The following is a 13634-nucleotide window of genomic DNA, read 5'->3' as shown; positions in this document are numbered from 1 at the left end:
TTGGTGTATTCTTAAAGTGAATGTGCAGGAGTTGCCTGGGTTTCGCTTTGTTCCTCTAGCATTGGTTCCATCGCTGGTGGGTCGAGATTCAAAGGCAGGTCATCTGGAGCGCTGATGTTGAGTTGAATCTCTTCCTTCTTTGCTTCCTGACTATCGACGGAAACCAAATTCGGAAAAGCAATAATCAGACTTACCATGATAATTTGTGCCATCACAAAAGGAATCGCTCCCCAATAAATATCGCTAGTTTTGACAGCCTTTGGGGCAACCGAGCGTAAGTAAAACAAAGCAAATCCAAAAGGCGGATGCATAAATGACGTTTGCATATTCACGCCTAACAACACGCCAAACCAGATTAGATTGATTCCTAGTTTTTCGGCGACTGGGCCAACTAAGGGTACCAAAATAAAAGCCAATTCAAAGAAGTCGAGGAAAAAGGCAAGGATAAAAAATAAAATATTAACGACGATCAGGAAGCCGATTTGTCCACCAGGCAAGCCAGTCAGTAAATGCTCGACCCAAATATCACCGTTGATCCCACGGAATACTAATGAAAAGACGGTGGAGCCAATCAAAATGAACATAACAAAACTTGATAAGCGAGAGGTCGAATCTAGTGCTTGTTTAGTGAGTTTCCAATTTAAGCGACGGTTCATCAATGCCAGTATGATTGCACCAAAGGCACCCATGCCACCACCTTCAGTAGGCGTCGCAATGCCGAGGAAAATAGTGCCAAGTACCAAGAAAATTAAGGCGAGCGGTGGAATTAAAACAAAAGTGACCTGTTCCGCCATCTTCGACAGCAAACCAATTTTTAAACGACGATTGATAAAGGCGAAGCAAAATGCAAAGCCGATGCCAACGCTAGCTGCATAAATTCCCAAAGCGTCTGCAGCAACATCAGGGTGACCATTCTTGAAATAACGGGCGAAGGCAAGTGCCACTGCTGTGCTGGCAATCAGTAACAACACCAGAGATTTTACCCCGCTATCTCCATTTGACTGACGTAAATTGCGTGCCTCTACAGGCAAAGCAGGTACCCATTTAGGACGAACAAACGACAGCAGTAATATATAGCCTGCATACATTAGGGTTAACAGTAAGCCTGGTAAAAAAGCAGCCTGATACATATCGCCAACAGAGCGACCTAATTGATCCGCCATGACGATCAAGACTAATGAAGGTGGAATAATCTGTGCCAAGGTGCCTGAAGCTGCGATCACACCTGAAGCGACTTTTTTATCGTAACCATACTTGAGCATGATGGGCAGAGAGATGAGTCCCATAGAAATCACGGAAGCGGCGACGACCCCCGTGGTGGCCGCCAATAATGCGCCAACGAAGATTACCGCATAGGCGACCCCGCCACGTAGGGGGCCAAACAGCTGACCTATCGTGTCGAGCAAGTCTTCTGCCATCCCCGAACGTTCCAGAATCAAACCCATAAAGGTAAAGAAGGGAATCGCGAGAAGGGTGTCGTTAGACATGATGCCGTAGATACGGTTTGGTAATGCCTGTAGTAGCTCAGGGCGTAATAAACCTAGTTCGACACCGACCAGTCCAAAAAAGAGTCCGTTCGCCGCGAGTGCAAAGGCAACAGGAAAGCCTGAAAGTAAAAAAAGAACTAGGGCGGCGAACATAATCGGAGCCAAATTGGCGATCAAAAATGCTTCCATTATTTTTGCTCCTCAAACTCGCGACCAGCCAATTTATCTTGATTAGCGAGTTTGATTGCATCGATTTCGTCTTGTGCAGTCTTGGCTTGTTTGTCAAATTCACTGGCATCAACCAGACCACGCAAATAGCCGATACGTTTGATGATTTCTGAGATACCTTGTAGCACCAAGAGCGCGAAGCCTAATGGTATTAAGAGTTTGGCTGGCCACTCGATTAAGCCACCAGCGTTACTCGACATTTCTTGGCGTGTGAATGAATGGATCGCATACGGCGTACCCAAGTAAAGAATCAACATTGCCATCGGCATGAGGAAAAATACATAGCCTAAGAGGTCTATCCACACTTGCGTGCGTTTAGAAAAACGACCCGCGATCACATCAATCCTGACATGCTCGTTGCGTCGTAAGGTGTAAGGTGCGGCAAGCAAAAATACAGCACCAAATAGATACCATTGGATTTCCAACCACCCATTAGAGCTATTGTTAAAGCTATAGCGTATCAAGGCATTGCCAGTACATATCAGAACCGCTAAAAGCAATGCCCAACTAATTGCGCTACCAATTTTTTCATTTAAGCCGTCTATCTTTTTGGATAGGGCAATTAAAACCTGCATGGATGTCTCCCTCTTTTTGTTACCATTCTGATGGACTCAGATTTTTTATTTATGCTGTCTATTAAAAAAACGCCATCCTATTTCATTGTGCAAAAAGCATATAAAATAGGATGGATTAATTGTTTGCTATGATAAATGAATTGCATGCGTGTTTGTTGAACTAATGAAATTCAACATCATGATCCATCAATTTCGCCGTACTTAGTTATTTACGTCTAGTTGTTCACGTCTAGTTGCTCACGTAATCTGGCAATGGCTAGACGTACTTGATTTGGTGCTGTGCCACCAATATGATCACGTGCTGCCACTGAGCCTTCTAGTGTTAACACGTCGAATACATCGTCCTCAATCAGACTCGAAAATGACTGTAATTCTGCTAGTGGCATATCGCTTAGATCACAAGCTTTATCCACGCAGGTACGCACTGCCAAGGCCACGGCTTCATGAGCATCGCGGAACGGCAAGCCTTTTTTGACCAGATAATCGGCGAGATCCGTCGCCGTTGCGTATCCTTGCAAAGCAGCAGCCCGCATCGCTTCTGGCTTCACCGTAATGCCACTTGCCATGTCAGCGAAAATACGCAAAGTATCGACCAAAGTATCGACCGTATCAAATAAGGGTTCCTTATCTTCTTGATTGTCTTTGTTATAGGCTAAAGGCTGGCCTTTCATCAAAGTCAGCAAGGCAATCAAATTACCATTGACTCGACCAGTTTTGCCGCGTGCTAATTCTGGTACGTCAGGATTTTTCTTTTGAGGCATGATGGAAGAGCCGGTGCAGAAGCGATCGGCGATATCGATAAAGCCTACGCGAGGACTCATCCAGATAATCAATTCTTCCGACATGCGAGAGATGTGCGTCATGACTAATGCCGCCGCGGCGCAGAATTCAATGGCAAAATCACGATCAGACACGGCATCTAATGAATTATGGCAGACATCATCAAAGCCTAAAGTACGTGCCACGCGTTGACGATCGATAGGGAACGTGGTGCCAGCTAAAGCGGCAGCTCCCAAAGGCAAACGATTTACACGCTTGCGGCAATCCGCCATACGTTCGGCATCCCGTCCAAACATTTCTACGTAGGCTAAGATGTGATGACCGAACGTGATTGGTTGGGCGACTTGCATGTGAGTAAAGCCAGGCAAGATGGTGTCGCTGTGCCTTTCTGCCAGATCCAATAAAGCCAGGCGAAAAGACGCGATTAATTCGATGATGTTGTCAATGGCTGAGCGCATGTATAAGCGGATGTCGGTGGCTACTTGATCATTGCGTGAACGACCAGTGTGCAGACGTTTGCCAGCATCACCGACTAATTCTGTCAGGCGCTTTTCGATGTTCAAATGCACATCTTCTAAGTCCAAAAGCCACTCAAATTTACCTGATTCAATTTCTGCGCTGATTTGCGCCATGCCGCGTTGAATTTCGGCGTAATCCTGCGCCGTAATAATGTTTTGTGCTTGTAGCATTTCGGCATGTGCCAGTGACCCTTGAATATCGACCGTGGCCATACGATTGTCGAAAAACACCGAGGCAGTGTAGCGTTTCACCAAATCGGAGACAGGTTCGGAGAAGCGTGCTGACCAAGCCTCGCTTTTTTTGGAAAATTGTGATGTCATAGTGGCTGTAAATTAAGATAAATAGTGAAACCGCAAAAACGCTTGAAGCTTCTCGCAGATCTGACATGCCTGTAAAACTTGTCGGAGGCGCGAATTGACGCACGCTGGGATTTTATCGCCACGCTAGTCATTTCATTTGTGCGTTTCATGCAGTGTAAAAAGTAGCCGTGATTATACCGCGACTCATCAACGACTTCGTGCTATTGCGCTTTAGCCATAAAAACACGAAGTTAACTCAAATTTGAATGACCATGCCAACACCAAACGACTTACAAAAACCTGAGGTTTTGATTCCTGATTGTTGTAATTTAGGTATAGTTATTCGCGTGTTGGTCGCGGTGAATCTGCTTGTTTTGCTGGTGTTGTTGTCGCGCGGGCAGGGCAGGCAGCACAATTTCCAAGAGTTTATCGAAACAACGATGTTGGTTGAGCTGATTTGCCTGCTGTCATTATTGTCCCTGTGTGGATTTCGGCGCTTGCTTGAAAGGGAAATGGCATCCGCCTGGATGCAAAGAATCGTGTGTGGCACGGTGCCCACGATCATTTGTTTTGTCGTGATATTTACTATGAGTGGGCTGGAGTGGTTTGTATTTAGTTTTCCTAATCTCGATTTGAGTTTGACAATGTTGTTTTGTTTTTTGATTGGTCTCAGTGTTCAGCATTATTTTGAGATGCGCACTAAAGCGTTTTCGCCAGCATTAGGAGAGGCACGTTTGCAAGCCCTACAAGCGAGGATTCGCCCACATTTTTTGTTCAATAGTTTAAATGCGGTGTTGTCGCTGATACGTACTGAGCCACGTCGGGCTGAGACTGCTTTAGAAGATTTGGCAGATTTGTTTCGTGTTTTGATGCGAGACACCCGCGATATGACAACACTTAGTGAAGAGATCACGTTATGTAAGCAATATCTGGCAATTGAAAAAATTCGCTTAGGTGAGCGTTTGGACGCGCAATGGACTATTCAGAATCTATCGGCTTTGGAACTCAGTACAACAAAAATTCCAGCCTTATTGTTACAACCTTTATTGGAAAACGCGATTCACTATGGTGTGGAACCAGCAACGAAGCAAACGACTATTTTCGTGACGATACAAAAAAGCTTAGATAAAATTGAAGTGAAGGTAATTAATACTTATCATCCCTATGCACAGCTTTCGAAAGGAAATCACATGGCTTTGGAAAATATTCGGCAGCGATTACGTCTTCTCTACGATATCGAAGCGCAATTACAGACTTCACAAGTCGATGATCAATTTATCGTTGAATTAGTTTTCCCACAAAATAAATAAACTCCTATGCCTATGACGTCTCTACGTATCCTGATCGTTGATGATGAAGCCCCCGCAAGAGAGCGGATGAAAACCTTATTGAGCGATATTCAAGATAGTTGTCCATGCGAGTTGATCGTCGAAGCGGCAGATGGACAAACGGCCTTGGATTTACTGTTTGAAAAGCAGCCAGATATTTTGTTATTAGATGTGCAGATGCCCGGAATGACTGGCATCGAGTTAGCGCAACATATCGCCACTGTTGATCTTCCTAGGCATCCCTCGATCGTATTTGTGACAGCCTATGATGAGTATGCATTGCAGGCGTTTGAAGTGCATGCCATGGATTATTTATTAAAGCCTGTTCGAGCCAGTCGTTTGCACGAAGCCATTTTGAGAATTCAGGCTTTCCGTCAACAAAATAGCTCTCAATTTCAACAAGATAAATTACTCGACTCTTTAAAGACTATACCGAAAATCCGACAAAATTTTTCTGTGTTGGAGAAAAATCGCGTTTTACTGATCCCTGTTCGTGAGGTCTTGTTCTTAAAGGCGGAGCAAAAATATGTGACGATACAAACCCGCTCTCGCGCACACCTCACAGAAGAGTCTTTGGTTTCTATCGAGTCTGAGTTAGGCGACGTGTTTGTACGGGCGCATAGGAACGCGCTGGTGGCGCGGGATGCGATTGTTGGGGTAGAAAAAGCAACCGTATTTACTGATGCAGCTCATGATAGCGACAAACATGATGCCGAGCGTGGGCTTGAGACTTGGCAAGTCATTGTGCGCGATACCAACGAGCGCTTACCGATCTCGCGTCGGCAGTGGCCAATTATTAAGGCTCTGGTGCGATAGTCTGACTTGGGTCGTTTGTCGTTCCGACGTGATCAAGCAAAATGCGCAGGGACGGGGTTTGCCGATGCAATGAAGTCGACCGCCAGCAAAGCGCCGACGATCGGATTGGAAATGCGCTAGCAAGCAGCGTGATTCACAGTGACCACATGGATCGCCAAACCACCTAGAGAAGTTTCTTTGTATTTGGCTTGCATATCGAAACCAGTCACTCGCATCGTTTCAATGACTTGATCCAAACTGACATGGTGGGTTCCATCGCTCTTTAAAGCCAATGAGGCTGCGGTGATGGCTTTGACTGCGCCCATACCGTTACGCTCGATGCAGGGAATTTGCACCAAGCCGCCAATAGGATCACAAGTCATGCCTAAATGATGTTCGATACCGATCTCAGCAGCCGATTCGATTTGTTCATTCGTGCCACCCAATGCTGCCGTTAAGCCTGCGGCGGCCATTGCACAAGCAACGCCGACTTCGCCCTGGCAGCCAATCTCTGCGCCAGAAATCGACGCATTTTTCTTGCACAGCATACCGATCGCTGCCGCGACCAACATAAATTCGCGGATGCCTTTGACCGGATCAAGAGGGCGGCAATCTTGTGAATAGTATTTGATGATGGCGGGAATAATACCTGCTGCACCATTGGTTGGTGCAGTGACAACGCGTCCACCTGCTGCGTTTTCTTCGTTGACCGCCATCGCATACAAACTCACTTTATGCATGCCATCATGTGGCAAGCTATTGTGTGTTTCATTCGCGGTTAGCCAGAGTTTGGCGGCACGACGTTGGACGTGTAATCCACCTGGTAGTTCGCCAGTGATTTTTAAACCGCGTTCTATGCAAGAATTCATTACCGCCCAGATTTTGTCTAAGCCTGCGTCAAGTTCAGCTTCGGTGCAATGACTAAGTTCATTCGCACGCAGTAGAGCTGCCAATGATAGGCCTGTGGCTTTTCCGTGCGCCAGCAACTCTGCCATCGTACCAAAAGGATAGGGCACGCTGACTGATGGTGTTGTTACCGTATTCGCGTTGCGGTTGAGTTCTTCTTCGGTGTAGATGAAGCCGCCGCCGGTCGAATAAAAGGTTTGTTCGTGCACGCTGCCGTCGGCGCGTGTCAGGCTGAAACGCAAACCATTTGGATGACCCGGCAATACTTCTTTCTTGTGCCACAGTACATCATCCAATATGTCGAAATTGACTTTGACTTGTCCTAGCAAATTCATGACGCCAGATTGCGCCAGCTCGGCGAGCTTATCGTCGATGGTGTCGGGGGCGACGTCTTGTGGCGTTTCACCCATCAAACCTAGTAGCACCGCTTTGTCAGTGGCATGGCCTAAGCCAGTCAGTGCCAGTGAACCATATAAGGCCACCTGCACTTTGTGTGCTTGATCTACATTCGGACATTCCAGCAAAAAACGACGTGCCGCAATCATCGGTCCAACCGTATGAGAACTAGAAGGACCAACACCAATTTTAAACAGATCAAACACACGCATATCCATGCCAATATTCCTTAATTCGAGACCACAATGAAAAATGTTTTGCTGATGAAACGATCTCTAAATCAGAATGTCGGCATGCTGATTAGCTGGCGACTCAGTTGGTAACCCTGACATTTTTCAGCATGTCGGTAACCAAAGCATTGAGATCGATTTCCGCCTTCCAGCCCCAATCTTGGTAAGCAGCTTCATCATTCAAACTCTGAGGCCAACTTGCAGCGATTGCCTGGCGGCTATCCGGGGCGTAGTGTACCTGAAAGTTTGGTAGGTTTTTAGTAATTTCACTTGTGAGTTCTTGTGGGTTAAAACTCATACCACTGACGTTATACGAAGAGCGAATCTTGATATTCTCGATTGGCGCTTCCATTAAACTGATTGTGGCACGAATCGCATCGGGCATGTAAATCATTGGTAGGGATTGCTGCGCTTCCAAGAAGCATGAATAAGTTTCGCCCTTCAATGCTGAATGGAAAATTGCAATCGCATAATCGGTAGTGCCGCCACCTGGGGGCGACTTGTAACTGATAATACCTGGGTAGCGAATGCTGCGTACATCCACATTGTATTTCTGGAAGTAGTATTCACACAGACGTTCGCCAGCTAATTTGCTAATGCCGTAAATGGTGTTTGGATCCATCACTGTGTATTGCGGCGTGTTGACAGCTTCGGTATTTGGGCCAAATGCAGCGATCGACGATGGCCAGAAAACTTTCAAAGGCTTGCCAGCTTCGCCGCGGATCCGCGCCAACTCCAAAATGTTCAGCAGACCATCCATGTTCAATGTCCAGGCTTTCAATGGTGCTTTTTCACCAGTGGCGGACAACAAGGCTGCGAGTTGGTAAACCTGCGTGATCTCATACTTGTCGTGAATTTCTGCTAGACGATCAGTATTCAATACATCGACCACTTCGTAGATCTTTGCGCCGTACAAGCTCGCATGGCTGATGTCGGCAGCAACGACGTTTTCTGCGCCATGCTTGGCAGCTAAAGCATCGACTAATTCACTTCCGATTTGACCGTTTGCACCGATGACTAAAATACGTTCCATTTGTATTCCTTACTATTCAATTGACTGTTGTTGCTCTATTTTTTTGCCGCAGAGGCGCAGAGATCACAGAGTAAGTTTTGTACAAATCAACTCTGCGTACTCCGCGCCTCTGCGGCTAAAGCACTTCATTCTTTACTTAATTAAACCCAATTCACGACCAGCCTGCGCAAACGCAGCAAGTGCTGTTTCTAATTGTTCTTTAGTATGTGCAGCAGATAACTGTACTCGCACACGCGCTTGTCCCATAGGTACGACTGGATAGAAGAAGCCTGTCACCAACACACCGAGTTCATACATGCGCGCTGCAAATTTTTGTGCGACAGGCGCATCAAATAACATCACAGGAACGACAGGGTGTGTGCCAGGTTTGATGGTGAAACCAAGCGCTTCAATTTCTTTACGGAAGAAAGCTGTGTTCTCGTGCAAACGATCACGCAATTCTGTGGATTTGGATAAGCGTTCCAGTACAGCTAAAGACGCGCCAGCAATGGATGGAGCCAAGGTATTTGAGAATAAATACGGACGGGATTTTTGACGTAGCGTGTCGATGACCTCTTTACGTGCAGCGGTAAATCCACCCATCGCGCCGCCTAGAGCTTTACCTAAAGTTCCAGTAATGATGTCGATGCGACCCATGACATTGTGATGTTCATGTGTTCCGCGACCAGTTTTGCCAAGGAAGCCAGAAGCATGACATTCATCGATCATCACTAATGCATCATATTTATCTGCCAGATCGCAGATCTTGTCGAGTTGAGCAATTGTGCCATCCATAGAGAATGCGCCGTCGGTAACGATCACGCGATGACGTTTATCCGCTGCGGCCTGTAATTGTTTTTCCAGATCGGCCATGTCGTTATGTGCATAGCGAAAACGCGCCGCTTTACACAAACGAATGCCGTCAATGATGGAGGCGTGATTCAAGGCATCAGAAATAATCGCATCGTTTTCATCGAACAACGGCTCGAAAACACCACCGTTGGCATCAAAAGCAGCGGCATACAAAATCGTGTCTTCCATGCCGAGAAAGTCCGCAATCGCGCGTTCTAATTGTTTGTGTACAGTTTGTGTGCCACAGATAAAACGTACAGATGATAAGCCATAGCCATATTGTTCTGTCGCTTTGATTGACGCCTGCACTGTTTCTTCGTCACCAGATAAGCCCAGATAGTTATTAGCGCAGAGATTGATCAAGTGGCGACCGTCATCGCATTGCACTAAGGATCCCTGGCGGGATGAAATGACGCGTTCGGGCTTATATAAACCTTGTTCACGCAATCCGTCCAGATTGCTGGCTAAACCAGTGAAAAAAGAATTCTTCTTGGCGCTTACGCTTGTGCTCATATTTATCTCCTGAGAGGAAAGGGGCTTCTGGTATGATGAAAAAATGCTGAACTCTTGTTTTTGGTTCAAGGTATATCGAAATACTTACAGTTTCTTATTTTTATAAAAATTCGATATATCGAACTAAAATTCAATATAGCGAATATTATCTATGCTTATTTACTTTTGCAAGCGAAACTATGAAAAAAGTGATTGCCCCCGTGACAACGCCCGCCACACCACCAGAGGTAGGAGCAACTCTACAGCGTTTACGGTTGGAAAGAGGTTTAACTTTGGAAGACTTATCCCGCACTGCGGGAGTGTCGAAGTCCATGTTGTCGCAAATCGAAAGAGAAAAGGCCAACCCAACTATTGCAGTGGCATGGCGCTTAGCGAACGCACTTGGGATAGGGATTGCTGAATTGCTCACTGCCGAAGTTCCCAAGGTCGACCTCATTCGTATGCTAGAGCCACACGAAACGCCGACTTTGCCGGGTGAGCATTCGGGGTACATTCTAAAGATACTCGGTCCTATGGAGCTGGCGGGGCGCTTTGAATGGTACGAATTGACGCTAGCCGCGGGCGGTGCTTTAGTGTCAAATGCTCACGATCCGGGCACCACGGAACACTTGACGCTGATCGCCGGAAGTGTCGAGGTGGAAGTTGATGGAAGTAAAAAGAAGTTGAAGATCGGTGGCACTGCACGTTACGAAGCTGATAGAGCCCATGCGATACGCAATGTTGGTAAGACGGAAGCAAAAGCTTTGATGGTAGTGATTCATCGATAAAACTCTCGTTTCGATACGTCAAAGGAGCACATCGAAGAGACAGGTTGTACAATACGGCCTGTTTGATTTTTTGCTCCCTACTACTGTGAATTCTCCTGTTTTGCCTTCGCGCCGCTTGTCCGTGGCTCCCATGATGGATTGGTCTGACCGCCATTGTCGCTTATTTCACCGTTATATTTCTCGCCATACTTGGCTCTATACAGAAATGGTCACTACAGGTGCGATTCTGTATGGAGATATCGCACGTCATTTGGATTTCAATCAGGAGGAGCACCCAGTTGCTTTGCAGTTGGGAGGCAGTGAGCCGGCGGAACTTGCGCTTGCAGCCAAGCGTGGCCAAGAATGGGGCTATGATGAAATCAATCTCAATTGTGGTTGTCCTTCTGAACGGGTGCAAAAGGGCGCATTTGGTGCTTGCCTTATGGCCGAGCCAGTTTTGGTTGCCGATTGCGTCAAGGCGATGCGGGACGTGGTTGATATTGACGTTACCGTCAAACATCGTATTGGTATTAATGATGTCGATTCTTATGCTTTTGTGCGAGATTTCGTCGGGCAGATTTCTGAAGCTGGATGCAGCACTTTTATCGTGCATGCCCGTAATGCGATTTTGAAAGGACTGTCACCAAAAGAAAATCGCGAAGTGCCACCGCTCAAATATGACTACGCTTATCAATTAAAGAAAGATTTTCCGGCGTTAGAAATCATTATTAATGGCGGTATCAAAACAAGCGAGGAAATCGATCTGCATTTGTTGCATGTCGATGGCGTAATGCTGGGGCGTGAGGCATATCATAATCCCTACCTAATGACGAGTTTTGACGCACGTTATTATGGTGATAGTTCCCCTGCGAAAACGCGTGAAGAGGTCGTGATCGCGATGTTGCCATATATTCGCGCCCAGTTACAGCGATTTGGGGACAATGGTAAAGGCCTAAAACTGAATAGTATTACTCGCCACATGCTGGGACTGACTTTTGGTCTTGTCGGTGCCCGCGCCTTTCGTCAGACATTGTCAGATACAAAAAAGCTCGCGGTAGGGAATCCGGATTTGTTATTAGAAGCTCTATTGAAGGTGAAAGACGCAAATCAAGGTATGTCGATTTAACGATTTAACCGATCAAGTTTTTTGATTTTGTATCTTTCTTAGCGAAGTCGTAATAATTTGTAATAATTTGAAATGATCAGATCAGGATTGAATATAGTCACCTTGTATTTCGTGTTTATGTTGTAGTCCTGTCCTTAACCGGATATTTGCCCGCCAAGTTTTGGTGGGCATTTTTTTGAGTAGATTCTTGCTTTAATTAACGAAAAGCTCTCAACCCTGAAAATGTTTGCTTGAACCGAGTATTTCTCGTATAATGCGAGGCTCACTTGATGACGATGTTAAAAAGTGAAATTCAGTGGTGGTCGTAGCTCAGTTGGTAGAGTCCAGGATTGTGATTCCTGTTGTCGTGGGTTCGAGCCCCATCGTCCACCCCACTAAATTCAAAGAAAAAGCCCGTTTTTTAGCGGGCTTTTTCTTTTTCTCGAAGATAGTGTTGCTTCTACTCGAATATCAATTTTCGGATAGACGATTTATGCTGTCGAGGTGGTGTTGAATAGGTATGGCTCGAACATGGCTTTATTCGTCGATGTCATTATGAGGTCATATTTAGTCAATAGAATATGACCTATCTGCTGTACATACAACCGATATGTATGACGGTAGACAGGTGTGTACTGCTCGGCTTTGCCGGGCAGCTCACCGACCAGATCTCTTCTTCTTTATCTCCTTCCTCTCCGAACGTCGGCATTTTTATTACAGTCTTGCTGTAATTTATCTGGCGCGATATATTCGTCTTTTCAATTGTGCGAGAAGATTATGTATTTAAGCTCATTGTTGTTTCTATGTATTTCTATGTTGTCTGGACTCGTGCTTGGACAAGAATTGAAATCGACTACACATCCCTTAAGGGGGAAAGTCGTGAATGCTCAATCTAATTTCCTAAGTGAAAGCGCAGTGATGAATTTGGTGCGTCAGCATCGGTACGTGTTTGTTGGGGAAAAGCATGATAATCCTGAGCATCACCAGATTGAACTACGTCTGATTCAGGAGCGTTTTAAATTCGAGTCGCTAGGTAGTCAGGGGCGTGTGGTATTTGAAATGTTGGACGATAGCCATCAGACGGCGATTTCTCAGTTAAAGGCATCCGACACGATCGAACAAATGCAAGTTAGTTTGAATTGGCCAAAGAAGGGCAGTTGGGATTGGCGTGTTTATGCGCCTTTGTTTCAAGAAGCTTTGAAAAATTCGGCACTTGCGGCTGGCAATATTGATAGGGCGTTTATTTCCAACGTATACAAAAATGGAGACAAAAGTTTTGTAGGTAATGATCGATTCGCAACAGCCTTAAACCCGCCTCTGTTTTTGAAGGACTATTTGCTTGATCAGATTTTTAAGTCGCATTGTGGTCTGCAAAGTCGCGAAACTCTCATGCCCATGTTGCATATTCAATTGGCTAAAGATGCGAGTATGGCGAGCGCCATGTTGCGCACTTCAGCAGCGATGTTAATTGCAGGTGGTGAACATGCGCGTACTGAGACGGGTGCGCCCTGGCATTTACGCAGAGGGAAACCTGAATCTGATGTGTTAATTATTCAAATGATCGAGGTGCAAGAGGGCAATGAAGATTTGAAGAGTTACATGGAAAAAGCAGGGAAGGCAGATCTTTATTGGTTTACGGCTGCGACGGAATCGAAAGACTATTGTGCCGATGTCAAAGGTAAGGCTGCGCAGTAAGCTGTGCTTGGTAAAAAAATGGCGCTCATATCAGAGCGCCATTTCAGATCGCTGACAAACCCCGTCTTTTATTAAAAGCGGGGTTTTTTATTGGGTAATGATTGCGTCTCTAGTAGGCACTTTAAAAATAAAAGAACTTCGCCACGTATTTTTCAAACGAAGACTCAA

11 protein-coding genes and 1 tRNA gene are annotated in these 13634 nt (G+C 45.9%); 6 read left to right on the top strand and 6 right to left on the bottom strand.

All coding sequences use genetic code 11. The features are described from left to right. Window positions 1-11: 11 nt before the first annotated feature. The 3 genes from H8K52_RS09095 to argH all read right to left on the bottom strand — a co-directional run bounded on the left by H8K52_RS09095 (window position 12) and on the right by argH (window position 3909). Window positions 12-1676: a TRAP transporter large permease gene (locus H8K52_RS09095; RefSeq protein ID WP_186922589.1), complete on the bottom strand. Its 1665-nt coding sequence runs from the start codon at window positions 1674-1676 to the stop codon at window positions 12-14. Then, entirely contained in the window at window positions 1676-2290 is a 615-nt protein-coding gene (locus H8K52_RS09090) for a TRAP transporter small permease subunit (protein ID WP_186922588.1), read from the bottom strand. The genes H8K52_RS09095 and H8K52_RS09090 overlap by 1 nt, the downstream gene beginning before the upstream one ends. A gap of 215 nt (window positions 2291-2505) precedes the next feature. Then, complete coding sequence (gene argH / locus H8K52_RS09085) at window positions 2506-3909, bottom strand: argininosuccinate lyase (RefSeq protein WP_186922587.1); 1404 nt, start codon at window positions 3907-3909, stop codon at window positions 2506-2508. 251 nt (window positions 3910-4160) lie between these two features. Here argH and H8K52_RS09080 point away from each other — a divergent pair, with 251 nt between their 5' ends. Both H8K52_RS09080 and H8K52_RS09075 read left to right on the top strand, forming a co-directional pair. Further along, on the top strand, window positions 4161-5198 hold the full coding sequence (locus tag H8K52_RS09080) for a sensor histidine kinase (RefSeq protein ID WP_186922586.1): 1038 nt from the start codon (window positions 4161-4163) through the stop codon (window positions 5196-5198). Window positions 5199-5204: 6 nt separating this feature from the next. Beyond that, window positions 5205-6032 (top strand): LytR/AlgR family response regulator transcription factor, encoded by an 828-nt coding sequence (locus H8K52_RS09075; RefSeq protein ID WP_186922585.1) that lies wholly within the window; start codon window positions 5205-5207, stop codon window positions 6030-6032. Window positions 6033-6148: 116 nt separating this feature from the next. Here H8K52_RS09075 and H8K52_RS09070 read toward each other — a convergent pair whose 3' ends face one another. The 3 genes from H8K52_RS09070 to kbl form a co-directional block, all read right to left on the bottom strand. Beyond that, a complete protein-coding gene (locus H8K52_RS09070) occupies window positions 6149-7531 on the bottom strand; it encodes an L-serine ammonia-lyase (RefSeq protein ID WP_186922584.1) in 1383 nt (460 codons plus the stop codon). A gap of 94 nt (window positions 7532-7625) precedes the next feature. Further along, window positions 7626-8576 carry an NAD-dependent epimerase/dehydratase family protein gene (locus tag H8K52_RS09065; RefSeq protein WP_186922583.1) on the bottom strand — a complete coding sequence of 317 codons (951 nt, stop codon included), beginning with the start codon at window positions 8574-8576 and terminating at the stop codon, window positions 7626-7628. 132 nt (window positions 8577-8708) lie between these two features. After that, window positions 8709-9920, bottom strand: coding sequence for a glycine C-acetyltransferase (gene kbl / locus H8K52_RS09060; RefSeq protein WP_186922582.1), 1212 nt, complete (start codon window positions 9918-9920; stop codon window positions 8709-8711). Window positions 9921-10099: 179 nt separating this feature from the next. Between kbl and H8K52_RS09055 the strand changes: the two genes are divergently transcribed. The 4 genes from H8K52_RS09055 to H8K52_RS09040 all read left to right on the top strand — a co-directional run bounded on the left by H8K52_RS09055 (window position 10100) and on the right by H8K52_RS09040 (window position 13466). Beyond that, window positions 10100-10687, top strand: a complete 588-nt coding sequence (locus H8K52_RS09055; protein ID WP_186922581.1) for a helix-turn-helix domain-containing protein — start codon at window positions 10100-10102, stop codon at window positions 10685-10687. A gap of 85 nt (window positions 10688-10772) precedes the next feature. Beyond that, window positions 10773-11792, top strand: a complete 1020-nt coding sequence (gene dusA, locus H8K52_RS09050) for a tRNA dihydrouridine(20/20a) synthase DusA (RefSeq protein ID WP_343044167.1) — start codon at window positions 10773-10775, stop codon at window positions 11790-11792. A 298-nt stretch (window positions 11793-12090) separates the two neighbouring features. Continuing rightward, window positions 12091-12166 (top strand) — tRNA-His (locus H8K52_RS09045). Window positions 12167-12650: 484 nt separating this feature from the next. Continuing rightward, the gene (locus H8K52_RS09040; RefSeq protein WP_186922580.1) at window positions 12651-13466 is read left to right on the top strand and encodes a ChaN family lipoprotein; all 816 of its coding nucleotides are present in this window, start codon (window positions 12651-12653) and stop codon (window positions 13464-13466) included. Window positions 13467-13634 lie beyond the last annotated feature (168 nt).

It is taken from the genome of Affinundibacterium seohonense (assembly GCF_014284305.1).
Taxonomy (GTDB): Bacteria; Pseudomonadota; Gammaproteobacteria; order Burkholderiales; family Burkholderiaceae_D; genus Undibacterium; species Undibacterium seohonense.
The sequence above is the reverse complement of the archived record's forward strand: the minus strand, read 5'-3'. Positions and strand labels throughout refer to the sequence as shown.